Genomic DNA, 17,584 nt, shown 5'->3' with positions numbered 1-17,584 from the left:
CTTATTCGGCTGATTCCACAGCTGTAATCATCCGCACGACATCCACCGTCTCGGCCACATCATGGACCCGCAGGATCTTAGCTCCTTTGGCCATAGCCAAAGCAGCAAGAGCCAGGCCGCCATACAGGCGCTCGCCGACAGGGCGACCCAATGCCTGACCTATCATGCTCTTTCGTGAAACTCCGACCAGCAGAGGTCGACCAAGGGCATGCAGGGCGCCCATATGCTTGAACAAGCTCAGGTTGTGCTGCAGGGTCTTCGCGAAGCCAAAACCTGGATCCAGAATGATCCGTTCCAGCCCAATACCCACTGCAGCACACTGAGCCATACGCTCAGCCAGGAATTCACCCACTTCCTTGGTTACATCCCGATACTGCGGATTGTCTTGCATATCGCCAGGCTCACCGAGCATATGCATGAGGCAGACCGGCAAACCTGTGGCCGCCGCCGCATCCAGCGCACCATCCCGTCGCAACGAACGGACATCATTGATCAATCCCGCGCCCAGGCGCGCAGTTTCGCGCATGACCGCAGGCGTGGATGTATCGACCGAAATAATGACATCCAGTTCACGATGGATACGCTCGACGATAGGAGCTACCCGCTCAAGCTCTTCAAGCGGCGATACCGCCCGCGCACCAGGACGAGTGGACTCGCCTCCAACATCGATGAGCGTAGCGCCCGCCTGCGCCATGCCTTCGGCATGACGCAATGCAGCATCCAACCGACTGAAGCGGCCACCATCGGAAAAGGAATCGGGAGTTACATTAAGAATGCCCATGACATGCGTATGAGCCAAATCAAGAACCCGGTTGCCGCAAGGCAACCGGGTCAAGGGCGACGAAGAAGTCATTTCAAACCTTAGTGGTCAGCAGCAGGGCCGCCAATCGGTGTCTCTGGACGCTCATTTTGTACCACCGGAGGTGTGGTACCCGAACCGCCCTCCCAATCACGAGGCTCGCGAGGGGTACGACCAGCCATGATGTCGTCGATCTGCTCGGCATCAATGGTTTCATACTTCATCAAGGCATCGGCCATCGCATCAAGCTTGTCACGGTTATCCGTGAGGATCTGCTTGGCGGTGCCATAGCACTGATCGATGATGCTACGAACTTCGGAGTCGATCAGCTTGGCCGTTTCTGCAGACAGGCTTGCATGCTGACTGCCAGCACTGCGCCCCAGAAAAACCTCGCCCTCTTCTTCGGCATACATCAACGGACCCAGTTTTTCGGAAAGCCCCCACTTGGTCACCATGTTCCGCGCAATCTGACTGGCGCGCATGATGTCATTGGAGGCACCGGTAGTTACACCGTCAAAGCCCAATGTCATTTCTTCAGCGATACGACCGCCGTACAGCGAACAGATCTGACTGATCAGCGCACGCTTGGACAGGCTGTAGCGATCCTCTTCCGGCAGGAACATGGTCACACCCAGAGCCCGACCGCGCGGGATGATCGAAACCTTGTAGACCGGATCGTGCTCAGGCACTACGCGACCAACAATGGCGTGACCAGCTTCGTGATAAGCCGTGTTCTGCTTTTCCTTCTCGGACATGACCATGGATTTGCGCTCCGCGCCCATCATGATCTTGTCTTTTGCCAGCTCGAACTCTTTCATTTCGACGATGCGCTTGCCGCTACGGGCAGCGAAGAGCGACGCCTCGTTCACCAGGTTGGCCAGGTCAGCACCAGAGAAGCCAGGCGTACCACGAGCGATCACTGCCGGTGCAACATCTTCACCCATTGGCACCTTACGCATGTGAACTTTCAGGATCTGCTCGCGACCACGAATATCCGGCAGACCGACCACGACCTGACGGTCGAAGCGACCAGGGCGCAGCAACGCCGGGTCCAGCACATCAGGGCGGTTGGTGGCGGCAATGACAATGATGCCATCGTTCATTTCAAAGCCATCCATCTCGACCAGCAGCTGGTTGAGAGTCTGTTCACGCTCATCATGACCACCACCCATGCCGGCACCACGATGGCGCCCGACGGCATCGATTTCGTCGATGAAGATAATGCACGGGGCATGTTTCTTGGCCTGCTCGAACATATCGCGAACGCGGCTGGCACCGACACCCACGAACATTTCGACGAAGTCGGAACCGGAAATGGTGAAGAACGGAACCTTGGCTTCACCAGCAATGGCCTTGGCCAGCAAGGTCTTACCGGTACCCGGCGGGCCAACCATCAGCACGCCACGAGGAATACGGCCACCCAGACGCTGGAACTTGCCTGGATCGCGGAGGAATTCAACCAGCTCGCCCACTTCTTCCTTGGCTTCGTCGCAACCTGCGACATCCGCCAGGGTGGTTTTCACCTGATCTTCGGACAACAGGCGCGCCTTGCTCTTGCCAAAGCTCATCGGCCCGCCCTTGCCACCGGCACCACCCTGCATCTGCCGCATGAAGAACATGAAGACGGCGATGATTACCAGGATCGGGAAGCTGGCGACCAGCAGCTGGGTCCAGATGCTTTGCTGCTCAGGCTGCTTGCCTTCGACGACCACATGGTTATCCACCAGGTCACCGATCAGGCCGTTGTCCTGAATCGCAGGACGAATGGTCTTGAAACTATCGCCATCGTTGCGCTTGCCGGTAATCACATAACCATCAACGGCTACGCGCTCGACCTTGCCGTCCTTAACTTGCTGGATAAAGTCGGAATAGTTGAGGGTCTGCGGCTCGTTAGGGCTGGAGAAGTTGTTCATCACCGTCACCAGGACAGCCGCGATGATCAACCACAGGATCAGATTCTTTGCCATATCGTTCAATTAACTACCCTCTGAAGCAAGCTCCGCTGCTGGCGCGCGCTTCGCATGATATTCACCGACCTAACTTACTACATTACCTACAGCTCTGGCAGGCGCTGTCTGTAACCCTTTGTGAAACCCAGATTACACAATATTCGCTTAAGCCCACGGGGCGAAATACGAAAAAACTATCAACCCGGCCAAAAACAACCCTTACTCGATACGCCCGCGAAAGCCACGTCCCAGCAGGTATTGCTCGCGGGAACGGTCACGGGAAGAACTCGGTTTGCGCATCACTACCTTGTCGAACATCTTGCGAACGTTCTTGTGGTATTCGTCGAAACCTTCCCCCTGGAAAATCTTTATCAGGAAGTCGCCACCGGGACGAAGAACCCGCCCGGCCAAATCGAGTGCCAACTCGCACAGAAACATCGCCCGCGGCATATCTACGGCAGGCGTACCACTCATATTGGGGGCCATATCGGAAATCACAAGGTCAACCTGGGAATTTCCGACCGCCTCGAGGATTTGAGCCAACACAGCGTCTTCGGTGAAGTCGCCCTGAATAAAGGTCACATCAGGAATGCTGTCCATTTCCAGGATGTCGGAAGCGATCAGCCGCCCCTGCCCACCAATCAGACGACTGGTCACCTGCGACCACCCCCCTGGCGCCGCCCCCAGGTCGATTACGCTCATGCCTGGCCGGATCAAACGATCCTTTTCCTGGATTTCCAGCAGTTTGTAGCTGGCACGCGAACGGTACCCATCTTTTTGCGCCATTTTGACGAATGGGTCGTTGAAGTGCTCTTTCAACCAGTTATGGCTTGTCTTGGAACGGGCCACGGGCCACCTCAAAAAATAAAACGGGTCGTGATTAACTGGGCGGTCCCGGACGCGCTCGGGTAAACTGGCCGCCGCTTTTTTACAAGATCAGACGCAGGGGTCAGATTATGCCGCTCACTCAAGAGCAGAAGAAACAGTACAAATCCATTGGCCACCATCTGAAACCAGTATTGACTGTGGCTGACAACGGTTTGACCGAAGGTGTGTTGGCCGAACTTGAACGCGCCTTGAGCGATCATGAGCTGATCAAGATCAAGCTCAACATCCTCGAACGCGAGTCCCGCCTGGAAGCCATTGCAGAACTGTGCAAGGCCGGCAAAGCGGACCTGGTGCAGGTCATCGGCAAAATGGCGTTGATTTATCGCAAGAACGCCAAGGTAAACAAGCAACTGTCCAACGTCCATCGCTTCCACTGACGTCGACAGCGGTCAAGGGCGTGCTTCGCGCGCCCTGCCACTCCACCCAGGCACCGGCTGCAATACCAGCAGCAGGCCGGAAAAACCCAAGACAAGATAGCTGAACAACTGCCAACGCTCGGCATCCGACAGCCTGAAGCGCACTACGAAATACATCGCGCACGCATACAACGCCATCATCAACAACTGCCCACGCATATCCCGCCACAAGCTTGCCAGCCCTTCAGCACGCACCAACACCAGTATCTGAAGAACGATGCATAGCGCTGAAAAGCCAACCAGCAGCGCACTCAGCACATTGCCGATCTCTTCGATCAGCAGCGGCGCCAGGCCAATCTGGCCCAGCACCGGCAACAAGCCGACATGCAATAACCACACACCACCAACCCACAACATCTGGGTCAGTTGCCAAAGCATGGCGCCTGCATTTAGCAGGCGCCCCGGCTCAGATGTGGCGGACTTCGACAATCTCGTACTCGATCACGCCGCTGGGCGTTTTAACGGCCACTACATCTCCCTCTTCCTTGGCGATCAAGGCACGGGCAATGGGCGAACCTACAGAGATCTTTCCGAGCTTGATGTCAGCCTCATCCTCACCAACGATCTGGTAAGTGACGCTTTCATCGGTTTCGACGTTAGCGATTTCGACGGTAGTGCCGAAAATCACCTTGCCTGTATGAGGAATGCTCGTCACATCGATGACAACCGAGTTTTGCAGGCGGCCTTCAATGTCACGGATACGCGCCTCAACCATTCCCTGTTCCTCGCGGGCAGCATGGTATTCAGCGTTTTCCTTGAGGTCGCCGAGCTCCCGAGCCTCGCCGATCGCCTGGCTCAAGCGCGGCCGCTCGACCTTGCTGAGGAACGTCAACTCTTCTTCCAGGGCCTTGGAGCCCTGGACGGTCATTGGGTATTTATTCATGCCTTCAATCCTGCATGTAGATCCTGCAAGCGGCGCACGGTCTTTTCCGGACCAAACTTGAGCGCTTCACAGATGGCCTCACCCGCAGCAATGGTGGTAGTGCAGTAGATCTTGTGCTGCAAGGCGTTACGACGAATGGAATAAGAGTCAGCGATCGACTGACGACCTTCAGTGGTGTTGATGATCAGCGTGACTTCGTCATTCTTGATCATGTCGACCACGTGCGGACGACCTTCAGTCACCTTGTTCACGCGGCGCACCTTCAGGCCTGCCGCCTCGATCAGCTTGGCAGTACCGGCAGTGGCGACCACTTCGAAGCCCAAGTTGATCAGATCGCGAGCCACGCCCGCAACCAGTGGCTTGTCATCGTCGCGCACGCTGATGAACGCGGTACCGCCGGTCGGCAGTACTTCGCTGGCGCCCATCTGGGCCTTGGCAAAGGCTTCGCCGAAGGTGTCACCAACGCCCATCACTTCGCCGGTCGACTTCATTTCCGGGCCGAGGATCGGGTCGACACCCGGGAATTTGGCGAACGGGAACACCGCTTCCTTGACGCTGTAGAAGTTAGGAATGATTTCCTTGGTGAAGCCCAGCTCTTTCAGGGTCTTACCCGCCATGACGCGCGCGGCGATCATCGCCAGGGAGACACCGATGCATTTGGAAACGAACGGCACGGTACGGGAAGCACGCGGGTTCACTTCGATGACGTAGATCTGCTCACCCTGCAGGGCCAGCTGTACGTTCATCAGGCCGACCACGCCCAGCTCCAGCGCCATCTTCTTGACCTGTTCGCGCATCTCGTCCTGGATGTGCGCAGGCAGCGAGTACGGCGGCAACGAGCAAGCGGAGTCACCGGAGTGCACACCAGCCTGTTCGATGTGCTGCATGATCGCACCGATCACCACATCCTTGCCGTCGCAGACAGCGTCCACGTCCATCTCGATGGCACAGTTGAGGAAGTGATCCAGCAGCACCGGGCTGTCGTTGGACACTTGTACCGCTTCACGCAGGTAGCGCTTGAGCTCTTCTTCTTCGTAAACGATTTCCATTGCCCGGCCGCCCAGTACATAGGACGGACGCACCACCAGCGGGTAGCCGATCTTGGCCGCGGCACGAATTGCTTCATCTTCGCTGCGCACGGTGGCGTTTGGCGGCTGGCGCAGGTTCAGACGCTCAACCATCTGCTGGAAGCGCTCACGGTCTTCTGCACGGTCGATGGCGTCAGGGCTGGTACCGATGATCGGCACGCCAGCGGCTTCCAGGGCACGCGCCAGTTTCAGCGGAGTCTGGCCGCCGTACTGGACGATCACGCCTTTTGGCTTCTCGACGCGGACAATTTCCAGCACGTCTTCCAGGGTAACCGGCTCGAAGTACAGGCGATCGGAGGTGTCGTAGTCGGTGGAAACGGTTTCCGGGTTGCAGTTGACCATGATGGTTTCATAACCATCGTCACGCAGCGCCAATGCCGCGTGCACGCAGCAGTAGTCGAACTCGATGCCCTGGCCGATACGGTTCGGACCGCCGCCCAGGATCATGATCTTGTCACGCCCCGAAGGCGCCGCCTCGCACTCTTCCTCGTAGGTCGAGTACAGGTAGGCGGTATCGGTGGCGAACTCGGCCGCGCAGGTGTCGACGCGCTTGTAGACCGGGAACACTTCCAGCTTGTGGCGATGAGTGCGCAGGTTCTTCTCGGTCACGCCCAGCAGCTTGGCCAGACGCTGGTCGGAGAACCCCTTGCGCTTGAGGCGGAACATCAGGTCGCGGTCGATGGCCGACAGCCCCAGGGTCTTGACCTTCTCCTCTTCCTTGATCAGGTCTTCGATCTGCACCAGGAACCAAGGGTCGATCATGTTCATGCCGAAGATCTGCTCGACGGTCATGCCGGCACGGAAGGCGTCAGCCACGTACCAGATACGCTCGGCGCCCGGCACGGTCAGCTCGCGCTTGAGCACGTTCATGCTTTCCGGATTGCTCAGGTCGAGCTTCGGATCCAGGCCGCAGACCCCCACTTCCAGGCCGCGCAGCGCTTTCTGCAGGGACTCCTGGAAGGTCCGGCCGATGGCCATTACTTCACCCACCGACTTCATCTGAGTAGTCAGGCGAGCGTCAGCCTTGGCGAACTTCTCGAAGGCGAAGCGTGGCAGCTTGGTCACGACGTAGTCGATGGACGGCTCGAAGGAGGCCGGGGTCTTGCCACCGGTAATGTCGTTCGACAGCTCATCCAGGGTGTAACCCACGGCCAGCTTGGCGGCGACCTTGGCAATCGGGAAGCCGGTGGCTTTCGAAGCCAGGGCCGAAGAACGGGATACCCGTGGGTTCATCTCGATCACCACCATACGGCCAGTGTTCGGGCAGATGCCGAACTGGACGTTGGAGCCACCGGTTTCCACGCCGATCTCGCGCAGTACCGCCAGGGAGGCGTTACGCAGGATCTGGTATTCCTTGTCGGTCAGGGTCTGTGCCGGAGCCACGGTGATCGAGTCACCGGTATGCACGCCCATCGGGTCGAAGTTTTCGATCGAGCAAACGATGATGCAGTTGTCCTTTTTGTCGCGGACCACCTCCATCTCGTACTCTTTCCAGCCGATCAGCGATTCGTCGATCAGCAGTTCCTTGGTCGGCGACAGGTCCAGGCCACGGGCGCAGATTTCTTCGAACTCTTCACGGTTGTAGGCGATACCGCCACCGGTGCCGCCCATGGTGAAGGACGGACGGATGATGCACGGGAAGCCCAGCTTCTCGAGGACCGCATTGGCCTCGTCCATGCTGTGGGCGATACCGGAGCGAGGGCACTCCAGGCCAATCGCCTTCATCGCGGCGTCGAAGCGCGAACGGTCTTCGGCCTTGTCGATGGTGTCGGCATTGGCACCGATCATTTCCACGCCGAACTTCTCCAGAACGCCTTCGCGCTCCAGGTCCAGGGCGCAGTTCAGCGCGGTCTGGCCACCCATGGTCGGCAGCAGAGCGTCCGGACGCTCTTTCTCGATGATCTTGGCAACGGTCTGCCACTTGATCGGTTCGATGTAGGTGGCGTCGGCCATGGCCGGGTCGGTCATGATGGTCGCCGGGTTGGAGTTCACCAGGATGACCCGGTACCCCTCTTCGCGCAGGGCCTTGCAGGCCTGGGCGCCGGAGTAGTCGAATTCGCAGGCCTGGCCGATCACGATCGGGCCAGCGCCGAGAATCAGGATGCTTTTAATGTCTGTACGTTTTGGCATGGGTTGTCACTCAAATCCGCAGGTCAGTCGGCAAGCCGTCTTGATCAAATCTCTGAAGCGCTGAAGGGGGCCGCCGATACCGGGGCCACCTTCAGGGGCGAGCACTCAGCGTCGCTTGGCCATCTCGTTGATGAAACGATCGAACAGCGGCGCCACATCGTTCGGGCCCGGGCTCGCTTCAGGGTGGCCCTGGAAGCTGAATGCACTCTTGTCGGTACGCTCGATGCCTTGCAGGGTGCCGTCGAACAGCGACTTGTGGATCGCCCGCACGTTGCCCGGCAGGGTGGTTTCGTCCACCGCGAAACCGTGGTTCTGACTGGTGATCATCACCACACCGCTGTCCAGGTCCTGGACCGGGTGGTTGGCGCCGTGGTGACCGTGGCCCATCTTCACCGTCTTGGCGCCGGAGGCCAGTGCCAGCAGTTGGTGGCCCAGGCAGATACCGAAGACCGGGATCTCGGTCTCCAGCACGTCCTTGATCGCCTGGATGGCGTAATCGCAAGGCTCGGGGTCGCCAGGGCCGTTGGACAGGAACACACCGTCAGGCTTGAGTGCCAGGACGTCGCTGGCCGGAGTTTGCGCAGGCACCACGGTTACGCGGCAACCGCGCTCGACCAGCATACGCAGGATGTTCAGCTTGACGCCGTAGTCGTAGGCAACCACGTGATACGGCAGCTCGGAAGCCTCGATGGTCGGATGACTGTCGGTCTTCAGGTTCCAGACACTGGAGCGCCACTCATAGCGCTCCTTGGTGCTGACGACCTTCGCCAGATCCATGCCTTTCAGGCCCGGGAAGCCGCGCGCGGCGGCAATCGCCGCTTCGTCGGAGATATTGTCGCCGGCCATGATGCAGCCGTTCTGCGCGCCTTTCTCGCGCAGGATGCGCGTCAGGCGACGGGTGTCGATACCGGCGATCGCCACAACGTTGTTGGCTTTCAGGTAGTCGGACAGGGACAGGGTGTTACGCCAGTTGCTCGCAAACAGTGGCAGGTCGCGAATCACCAGACCGGCCGACCAGACACGATCGGACTCGGCGTCTTCCGGCGTGGTGCCGGTATTGCCAATATGCGGGTAAGTCAGGGTAACGATCTGTTGGGCGTAGGAAGGATCGGTAAGGATTTCCTGATAGCCGGTCATTGCGGTGTTAAACACCACCTCACCAACGGTCTGACCGTCGGCTCCAATGGCTTCGCCGCGAAAAATGCTGCCATCAGCAAGGGCGAGTATGGCTGGCTTAGTCAAGAAGACCTCCCGTAAATAAAGCCTGAAAGGGCGATCGCAGGTTGTAAAAAAGCGGAGTGACGTATGGACACGTCACCCCGCTTCTTCACCGAATTATTCTGCGCGCTTTTAGTGGACACACTAAAGCTGTAGCTTACAGAAAAAGGCTTTTTTGGTCCACCGCTAAAGAGCCTTAAAGGCAGGGGAATGCGACAGAACATCGCTTAGCGGGTAAAAACAGGGCTCCCGCGCGAAGCAGGGCCCTGTTTTGGATGCATCTCAACGCAGATCCAGCACATCCTGCATGTCATAAAGACCCGCCGGACGACCGTCCAGCCACAACGCAGCACGTACCGCTCCCTTGGCGAAAGTCATGCGGCTGGAGGCCTTGTGGGTGATCTCCAGGCGCTCGCCCTCAGCGGCGAACAACACGGTGTGATCACCAACCACATCACCACCCCGGACCGTAGCGAAACCAATGGTTTCACGCTCACGAGCACCGGTATGGCCCTCACGGCCATACACCGCGACCTTCTGCAGGTCACGCCCCAGCGCATCGGCAATCACCTCACCCATGCGCAAGGCCGTACCCGAAGGTGCGTCGATCTTGTGCCGGTGATGCGCTTCGATGATTTCGATGTCCGCATCATCGCCCAGCACACGGGCCGCCATGTCGAGCAACTTCAGCGACAGATTGACGCCAACGCTGAAGTTGGCGGCGAACACGATCGGAATATCCTTGCCCGCCTCGGCCAGCATCTGCTTTTCCTTGGCGCCCAGCCCCGTGGTACCGATCACCATGGCCTTGCCCGCCTTGCGGCAGAACGCCAGGTTCTTCAGCATCACTTCCGGAAGCGTGAAATCGATCAATACATCGAATTCATCGGCGACCTTTTCCAGGCTGTCGGACATCGGCACACCGATGCGCCCCAGCGATGCCAGCTCGCCAGCATCGGCACCGACCAAAGAACTGCCAGGCCGCACGATGGCTGCGGTAAGCCCGGAAAGCGGTGAGCGCTGCTGCACAGCCTCCACCAGGTTCTTGCCCATGCGCCCTGCGGCGCCCATTACAGCTATACGTCGCATGCCGCGCTCCTTACAGGTCGCCGAAGAAGCGCTTCACGCCCTCGAACCAGCCAGTGGTTTTCGGCGAATGGGTATTGTCATCCGCCAGGGAACCACGCAGCTCTTCGAGCAGCTCACGCTGACGACGACTCAGGTTCACAGGAGTCTCCACCGCAACGCGGCACATCAAGTCGCCAGCGCCGCCGCCACGAACCGGAGCCACGCCCCTGCCACGCACGCGGAACTGCTTGCCAGTCTGGGTGCCCTCAGGAATCTTCAGCTTGACCCGGCCATCCAGCGTCGGGATTTCCAGCTCGCCGCCCAGTGCCGCATCAACGAAGCTGATAGGCACCTCACAGAACAGGTGCTTGCCGTCGCGCTGGAAAATCGCGTGCTCACGCACATTGATCACCACATACAGGTCGCCCGTAGGGCCGCCCTGGGTACCCGCCTCCCCTTCGCCAGACAGGCGAATACGGTCGCCGGTATCGACACCCGCCGGCACCTTCACCGACAGCGTCTTGTACTCTTCGACGCGACCTTCGCCGTGGCAGGAATCGCACGGGTCGGAAATGATCTTGCCCTGGCCATGGCAGCGCGGGCAGGTCTGCTGCACCGAGAAGAAGCCCTGCTGCATGCGCACCTGGCCGATACCACCACAGGTCGGACAGGTCACAGGCGAGGAGCCTTTCTTGGCACCCGAGCCATCGCAAGGTTTGCAGCTGACCAGTGTCGGAACGCGGATATTCACAGTGGTACCGCGCACCGCCTCTTCCAGGTTCAGCTCCAGGGTGTAGCGCAAGTCGCTGCCACGCTGAGCGCCGCCACGGGAGCCACCACGACCACCACCAAAGAAATCACTGAAGACATCGCCAAAGATGTCGGAGAAGTTCTGGCCACCGAAACCGGCGCCACCACCGCCCATGCTCGGATCGACACCGGCATGACCGTACTGGTCATAAGCCGCGCGCTTGCTCGAGTCAGACAATACTTCGTAGGCCTCGTTGGCCTCCTTGAACATATCTTCCGACGCTTTGTCGCCGGGATTACGATCCGGGTGGTGCTTCATCGCCAGGCGGCGGTAAGCCTTTTTCAGGTCGGCTTCGCTCGAGCCTCGCTCTACACCCAATACTTCGTAATAGTCACGCTTTGCCATAAGTCTTCGCACTCTTAAGGACGTTCGACAATGCCCTCCTGAGCCTCGTCAAACTCGTTGAGCCCCAATACAGGCCCGGACCCAACTCACGTCAATTCAACGATCCTGGTCTTGGATAGACGACCAACAGACTGGCCGACAATTGCGGTAATCCCGAACGGAAAGCAGGAGCATTTCCGACCGTACCGCCAGCGCGCGAAAAGAGCCGCACGCCGTAAAAAATTCGCTTGCTCCAGACACGCCAACGCGGGAGCAAGCTCCCGCGCGGCGACATCCTACCAGTCACCGCACAAAGGCAGTCAACCGGCCGACCAACAAGCAGTCTTACTTGTGGTCTTTTACTTCTTCGAACTCGGCGTCGACGACGTCATCGGCCTTCTCGGCCGACTCACCTTGCGAAGCCGCGCCTTCTGCCGGCTGAGCCTGCTCGGCGTACATCTTCTGAGCAACCGGAGCCGACACTTTCGACAGCTCTTCGACCTTGGCGTCGATGGCCGCCTTGTCGTCGCCTTTGATAGCGGCTTCAAGGGCAACCACGGCAGCCTCGATCGCAGTCTTCTCTTCAGCGGTCACTTTGTCGCCCGCATCAGCGATCATCTTGCGAGTCGAGTGAACCAGGGCATCGCCTTGGTTACGCGCGCTGGCCAGCTCTTCGAACTTGCGGTCTTCTTCGGCGTTGACTTCAGCATCACGAACCATCTGCTGAATTTCTTCCTCGGACAGACCGGAGTTGGCCTTGATCACGATCGACTGGGTCTTGCCGGTCGCCTTGTCTTTCGCACCTACGTGCAGGATGCCGTTGGCGTCGATGTCGAAGGTCACTTCGATTTGCGGCACGCCACGTGGAGCTGGCGGGATCTCGGCCAGGTCGAACTTGCCCAGGGACTTGTTCTGCGCGGCTTGCTTACGCTCGCCCTGCAGCACGTGGATGGTCACTGCGCCCTGATTGTCGTCGGCAGTCGAGAACACTTGCGATTTCTTGGTAGGAATCGTGGTGTTTTTCTCGATCAGCGCGGTCATCACGCCGCCCATGGTTTCGATACCCAGGGTCAGCGGGCTGACGTCCAGCAGCAGTACGTCTTTCACGTCACCGGCCAGTACCGCGCCCTGGATGGCTGCACCCATGGCAACAGCTTCGTCCGGGTTCACGTCCTTGCGCGCTTCCTTGCCGAAGAAGTCGGCAACGGCCTTCTGCACCATCGGCATACGGGTCTGGCCGCCGACCAGGATCACGTCGTCAATCTTGCTGGAGTCAATGCCGGCGTCTTTCAGCGCGATGCGGCAAGGCTCGATGGTACGATTGACCAGATCTTCGACCAGCGACTCCAGCTTGGCGCGGGAGATCTTCACGTTCAGGTGCTTAGGACCGGTGGCATCTGCAGTGATGTACGGCAGGTTGACGTCGGTCGACTGGGCGGAGGACAACTCGATCTTGGCCTTTTCCGCGGCTTCTTTCAGACGCTGCAGGGCCAGAGGATCGTTCTTCAGGTCCATGCCGGACTCTTTCTTGAACTCGTCGACGAGGTAGTCGATCAAGCGCATGTCAAAGTCTTCACCACCCAGGAAGGTGTCGCCGTTGGTGGCCAGCACTTCGAACTGGTGTTCACCGTCGACTTCGGCGATTTCGATGACCGATACGTCGAAGGTACCACCGCCCAGGTCATAAACAATGACGGTGTGGTCGCCCTTGGCCTTGTCCATGCCATAGGCCAGCGCAGCGGCGGTCGGCTCGTTGATGATGCGCTTCACATCCAGGCCAGCGATGCGACCGGCGTCTTTGGTGGCCTGACGCTGGCTGTCGTTGAAGTAGGCCGGAACGGTGATGACCGCTTCGGTGACCGACTCACCGAGGTAGTCTTCGGCGGTCTTCTTCATCTTTTTCAGGACTTCGGCGCTGATCTGCGGCGGAGCCATTTCCTTGCCGGCGGCCTCAACCCAGGCGTCACCGTTGCCCGCCTTGACGATCTTGTACGGAACCAACTTGATGTCTTTCTGCACGACGTCTTCTTCGAAGCGGCGACCGATCAGACGCTTCACTGCGAACAGAGTGTTGTGCGGGTTGGTGACGGCCTGGCGCTTGGCGGACTGGCCAACCAGGATTTCGCCGTCGTTGGCGTAGGCCACGATCGAAGGGGTGGTACGCGCGCCTTCGGCGTTTTCGATGACCTTGACGTTGCCGTTTTCCAGAATGGAGACGCAGGAGTTGGTAGTCCCCAGGTCGATACCGATAATTTTGCCCATGTTAACTCTCCCGAAACTTTAGATTTTGTTGCCGCCGCAGTGGTGGTTGACAGCGGTAGCACTTAAACGCTTGGCCTATAAATGGGGGCCCTGTGCGCGATTTCAAGCCTTCTCGTCAATCGAAGGCGAAACCGGTGCGGGTGCCTTGCTGACCACAACCATGGCCGGGCGCAGCAGGCGACCGTTGAGCTGATAGCCCTTCTGGAACACCTTGAGAACGCTGTTCGGCTCGACATCGGCACTTTCCTGCATGGCCATCGCCTGGTGCTGTTCAGCGTTGAACGGTTCGCCATGCGGGTCGATCGCTTCCAGCTGATAACGCTTCAGGGTGTCCTGGAACATCTTCAGGGTCAGCTCGATACCTTCACGCATCGGACGAATGCTTTCATCGTCCGGACTGGACAACTCAAGACCGCGCTCAAGACTGTCGATCACCGGCAACAGGTCGCCAGCAAAACGCTCGAGGGCGAACTTGTGAGCTTTTTCTACATCCTGCTCGGCACGGCGGCGGACGTTCTGCAGATCGGCCGCAACACGCAATGCCTGATCCTGAGCGCCAGCCAACTGCTCTTCGAGCACTTGCACACGAGCCGCCAGATCTTCGCCCGAAGCTTCAGGGGCCTGGTTGGCGTCGGGGTTTTGCGTATCCAGCGTCTGTTCGTCAGCCATACAATTCTCCTTTCAATATCGTCCGTGAGCTCAACTCACGCTTCTGCCCCGGTATATGGGGTCACATTTTTCAGGTTCAAGGGCCGCGCCCCTGGCAAAAATCATTGCGCGAAGCAAAACTCTTTTCACCAACCATTTCCGAACGCGATAAAAAAATCAGCCAAGCAAGCAAATCGAGCTAAGACAGGGCATTGTCAGCCGAAAACAAAACACTGTATAAATAACCAGACCTGAAGCCTGGGAGCGGCCTTTATGCTGGTGCACCTGTCCGTACACAACTACGCCATCGTTGAACATCTCGATCTGGAGCTGGATCGCGGGATGAGCGTCATCACGGGTGAAACCGGCGCCGGCAAGTCGATCATGCTCGACGCCCTGGGGCTGACCCTGGGTGATCGCGCCGACAGTGGCGTAGTACGCCCAGGCGCCGACAAGGCCGACATTCTCGCCACCTTCGACCTTGAAGACATTCCCGAGGCCCGCACCTGGCTCGCCGAACGCGACCTGGACAACGACAGCCTGTGCATCCTGCGCCGGGTCATCACCGCCGAAGGCCGTTCCCGTGGCTACATCAATGGCTCCCCCTGCCCGCTAGGCGACCTCAAGGCTCTTGGCGAACTGCTGATCGATATCCACAGCCAGCATGAACACCAGTCACTACTGAAAACCGATACCCACCGCCGCCTGCTCGACGAGTACGCCGGCGCCACCGACCTGGCCCGCCAGGTATCGCTGGCGGCCCAGCGCTGGCGCCAGACCCGCCAGGAACTGGAGCGCCTGTCCAACTCCGGGGACGAGCAGAGGGCTCGCCACCAGCTCCTCAGCTATCAGCTGGAGGAACTGGAGAACCTCGCCCTGGGCGAAAACGAACTCGAGCAATTGGAACTCGAACACAAGAACCTGACCAACGCCGAAAGCCTGCTGGGCATCTGCCGGCAGGTCGTCGAGCATTGCAGCGAAAGTGATTCGGGCAACGTCCTCAGCGCCCTGACAGCGAGCCTCAATCGCCTGTCGAGCATCGGCAACACCTCCGGCGCCCTGGCGGAAGCCACCAACCTGCTGGCCAGCGCGCAAATCCAGGTCGAAGAGGCTGTCGGCGAACTGAATCGCTTCGTCGACCATTTCGATGCGGACCCGGCACGCCTGCAGCAATTGGAGGAGCGGCTGGACGCCATCTATACCCTGGCTCGCAAACACCGGATCCAGCCCACCGAAGTGGCGGCCATGCAGCAGACACTGCTGGAGGAAATCGAAACCCTGGATGCCAATGACGAGTCCATCGAGCGCCTGGGCGACGAGCTGAAATCCTTCGCCCGGCACTATCACGAAAAAGCCAGGGAGCTGAGCGAGCTGCGCCAACAGGCGGCAACCAGCCTGGCCAGCGCCGTCGAACAGGAAATCCAGCGCCTGGGCATGCCCGGGGGCCGCTTCACCATCGAGTTGCACGCCAACAGCAGCGACGAATTGCAGCCCAATGGCCTCGAGCAGGTCGAGCTGCTGGTCAGCGCCAACCCCGGCCAGCCGCTCAAGGCCTTGGCCAAAGTGGCATCCGGGGGCGAACTGTCGCGGATCAGCCTGGCGATCCAGGTGATTACCGCCCAGACCTCCCGCGTTCCTACCCTGGTATTCGACGAAGTGGATGTCGGCATCGGCGGCCCGACCGCGGAAATCGTCGGCCAGTTGCTACGCCGCCTCGGCGAGCGCGGCCAGGTCTTGACGGTTACCCACTTGCCGCAGGTGGCAGCCCAGGGCCATCAACATCTTTTTGTGCACAAGGTGCGCGACAGCGATGCGACTCACACCGCGGTTTCCAAACTGGGCAAGACCGAGCGGATCGAAGAGGTAGCCCGCATGCTGGGCGGTATCGACCTGACCAAGGAGTCGCTGGCCCATGCGAAAAAAATGGTGGTGACTGCCAAGGCTTGAGCAACTGCCACTTTAATAAAGAGCAGAAAGCACGAAGGCGACCCTTGGGTCGCCTTCGATCGTTTCGCGGACAACATCCGCGCGACATGCTTATTTCTTCGTGCGTACGTACAGCACCAAGTTGTGATCCACCAACTCGAAGCCATGCTTCTCGACAATCGCCTTCTGAAGCTTCTCGATTTCTTCGTCGAAGAATTCGATCACTTCACCGGAGTCCACGTTGACCATGTGGTCATGGTGACCGCCGTCAGCCAGTTCGAATACCGCATGACCACCATCAAAATTGTGGCGTACCACAAGGCCTGCTGCTTCAAACTGGGTCAGAACACGGTAAACCGTGGCCAGACCGACATCCTCGCCAGCTTCCATCAGCGCCTTGTAAACATCCTCGGCACTCATGTGTCGCTGCTCGGCGGAATCGAGCATTTGTAGAATTTTGACCCGTGGCAGAGTCACTTTAAGGCCGGCTTTACGTAGTTCGCTATTTTCAACCATGGTCAGCTTTCTCGCGGATGCTGCTTCGCAGCTCCTCTTAATGCGGGTATGATCGGGGTTTACGTTGTCCCAGCCAAGATAGTGGAAGTCGCCCACCGATGCAAAACACCAAGCTCTTGCTAACCAGTTTCACCTTCGTGGGACTGCTCGCACTCGCCGGTTGTTCATTCCCCGGGGTTTACAAAATCGACATCCAGCAGGGCAATGTCGTCACGCAGGACATGATAGACCAGTTACGCCCGGGAATGACCCGCCGGCAAGTACGGTTTATCATGGGCAACCCTCTGTTGACCGACACGTTCCACGCCGATCGCTGGGATTATCTGTACAGCCTGCAACCAGGTGGCGGTGAACGCCAGCAGGAGCGCGTCAGCGTTATCTTCAATGGCAACGACCAGCTGGTCAGCCTTTCCGGTGACTTCATGCCTGGCGTAAGCCGCGACGAAGCCATCCTGGGCAAGGACAGCGGCACTACCGTGACCGCCCCGACCGAAAACGTCGAGCAGCCAAAACCGGAAAAACCGGCCAAGCCTGGCTCTCTGCTCGATCAGATCCAGAAGGACGTCGACAACGTCGAGACCGTTCCAGTGCCAACACCAGAACCTCTGGACACCTCGCCGCAATAATTTGTGGCGGAATAAAAAAGCCCGGCGAGTCC

Annotated in this window: 15 protein-coding genes; 3 read left to right on the top strand and 12 right to left on the bottom strand. The window is 59.0% G+C overall.

Annotated features, from left to right (window positions below):
• Nucleotide 1 precedes the first annotated feature (1 nt).
• The 3 genes from folP to rlmE form a co-directional block, all read right to left on the bottom strand.
• Nucleotides 2–853, bottom strand: a complete 852-nt coding sequence (folP, locus tag IF690_RS05060) for a dihydropteroate synthase (protein ID WP_202699083.1) — start codon at nt 851–853, stop codon at nt 2–4.
• 8 nt (nt 854–861) lie between these two features.
• Nucleotides 862–2,766 (bottom strand): ATP-dependent zinc metalloprotease FtsH, encoded by a 1,905-nt coding sequence (ftsH, locus tag IF690_RS05055; protein WP_009046930.1) that lies wholly within the window; start codon nt 2,764–2,766, stop codon nt 862–864.
• Nucleotides 2,767–2,967: 201 nt separating this feature from the next.
• Nucleotides 2,968–3,597 carry a 23S rRNA (uridine(2552)-2'-O)-methyltransferase RlmE gene (gene rlmE, locus IF690_RS05050; protein WP_007920869.1) on the bottom strand — a complete coding sequence of 210 codons (630 nt, stop codon included), beginning with the start codon at nt 3,595–3,597 and terminating at the stop codon, nt 2,968–2,970.
• 107 nt (nt 3,598–3,704) lie between these two features.
• Here rlmE and IF690_RS05045 point away from each other — a divergent pair, with 107 nt between their 5' ends.
• Nucleotides 3,705–4,013 carry a YhbY family RNA-binding protein gene (locus IF690_RS05045; RefSeq protein ID WP_007920867.1) on the top strand — a complete coding sequence of 103 codons (309 nt, stop codon included), beginning with the start codon at nt 3,705–3,707 and terminating at the stop codon, nt 4,011–4,013.
• Between the two features lie 12 nt (nt 4,014–4,025).
• On the opposite strand, the gene IF690_RS05040 is transcribed toward IF690_RS05045, so the two are convergent.
• The 8 genes from IF690_RS05040 to grpE form a co-directional block, all read right to left on the bottom strand.
• On the bottom strand, nt 4,026–4,430 hold the full coding sequence (locus tag IF690_RS05040) for an MFS transporter (protein ID WP_202699082.1): 405 nt from the start codon (nt 4,428–4,430) through the stop codon (nt 4,026–4,028).
• Between the two features lie 28 nt (nt 4,431–4,458).
• The gene (greA, locus tag IF690_RS05035; RefSeq protein ID WP_009042122.1) at nt 4,459–4,935 is read right to left on the bottom strand and encodes a transcription elongation factor GreA; all 477 of its coding nucleotides are present in this window, start codon (nt 4,933–4,935) and stop codon (nt 4,459–4,461) included.
• Nucleotides 4,932–8,153 (bottom strand): carbamoyl-phosphate synthase large subunit, encoded by a 3,222-nt coding sequence (gene carB, locus IF690_RS05030; RefSeq protein ID WP_202699081.1) that lies wholly within the window; start codon nt 8,151–8,153, stop codon nt 4,932–4,934. Before carB ends, greA begins: the two co-directional genes overlap by 4 nt.
• A gap of 105 nt (nt 8,154–8,258) precedes the next feature.
• On the bottom strand, nt 8,259–9,395 hold the full coding sequence (carA, locus tag IF690_RS05025; RefSeq protein WP_202699080.1) for a glutamine-hydrolyzing carbamoyl-phosphate synthase small subunit: 1,137 nt from the start codon (nt 9,393–9,395) through the stop codon (nt 8,259–8,261).
• A 258-nt stretch (nt 9,396–9,653) separates the two neighbouring features.
• Complete coding sequence (gene dapB, locus IF690_RS05020) at nt 9,654–10,460, bottom strand: 4-hydroxy-tetrahydrodipicolinate reductase (protein WP_009046926.1); 807 nt, start codon at nt 10,458–10,460, stop codon at nt 9,654–9,656.
• Nucleotides 10,461–10,470: 10 nt separating this feature from the next.
• A complete protein-coding gene (gene dnaJ / locus IF690_RS05015) occupies nt 10,471–11,595 on the bottom strand; it encodes a molecular chaperone DnaJ (RefSeq protein WP_202699079.1) in 1,125 nt (374 codons plus the stop codon).
• Between the two features lie 324 nt (nt 11,596–11,919).
• Nucleotides 11,920–13,836 carry a molecular chaperone DnaK gene (gene dnaK / locus IF690_RS05010; protein WP_202699078.1) on the bottom strand — a complete coding sequence of 639 codons (1,917 nt, stop codon included), beginning with the start codon at nt 13,834–13,836 and terminating at the stop codon, nt 11,920–11,922.
• Nucleotides 13,837–13,938: 102 nt separating this feature from the next.
• The gene (grpE, locus tag IF690_RS05005) at nt 13,939–14,505 is read right to left on the bottom strand and encodes a nucleotide exchange factor GrpE (protein WP_053277403.1); all 567 of its coding nucleotides are present in this window, start codon (nt 14,503–14,505) and stop codon (nt 13,939–13,941) included.
• Between the two features lie 252 nt (nt 14,506–14,757).
• On the opposite strand from grpE, the gene recN reads away from it, so the two are divergent.
• Nucleotides 14,758–16,431, top strand: coding sequence for a DNA repair protein RecN (gene recN, locus IF690_RS05000; RefSeq protein ID WP_202699077.1), 1,674 nt, complete (start codon nt 14,758–14,760; stop codon nt 16,429–16,431).
• Nucleotides 16,432–16,521: 90 nt separating this feature from the next.
• Here recN and fur read toward each other — a convergent pair whose 3' ends face one another.
• Nucleotides 16,522–16,926: a ferric iron uptake transcriptional regulator gene (fur, locus tag IF690_RS04995; RefSeq protein WP_007920840.1), complete on the bottom strand. Its 405-nt coding sequence runs from the start codon at nt 16,924–16,926 to the stop codon at nt 16,522–16,524.
• Between the two features lie 98 nt (nt 16,927–17,024).
• Here fur and bamE point away from each other — a divergent pair, with 98 nt between their 5' ends.
• On the top strand, nt 17,025–17,552 hold the full coding sequence (gene bamE / locus IF690_RS04990) for an outer membrane protein assembly factor BamE (protein WP_202699076.1): 528 nt from the start codon (nt 17,025–17,027) through the stop codon (nt 17,550–17,552).
• The last annotated feature ends 32 nt before the right edge of the window (nt 17,553–17,584 follow it).

It is taken from the genome of Pseudomonas sp. SK3(2021), from assembly GCF_016772375.1.
Classification (GTDB): Bacteria; Pseudomonadota; Gammaproteobacteria; order Pseudomonadales; family Pseudomonadaceae; genus Aquipseudomonas; species Aquipseudomonas chlororaphis_I.
The sequence above is the reverse complement of the archived record's forward strand: the minus strand, read 5'-3'. Positions and strand labels throughout refer to the sequence as shown.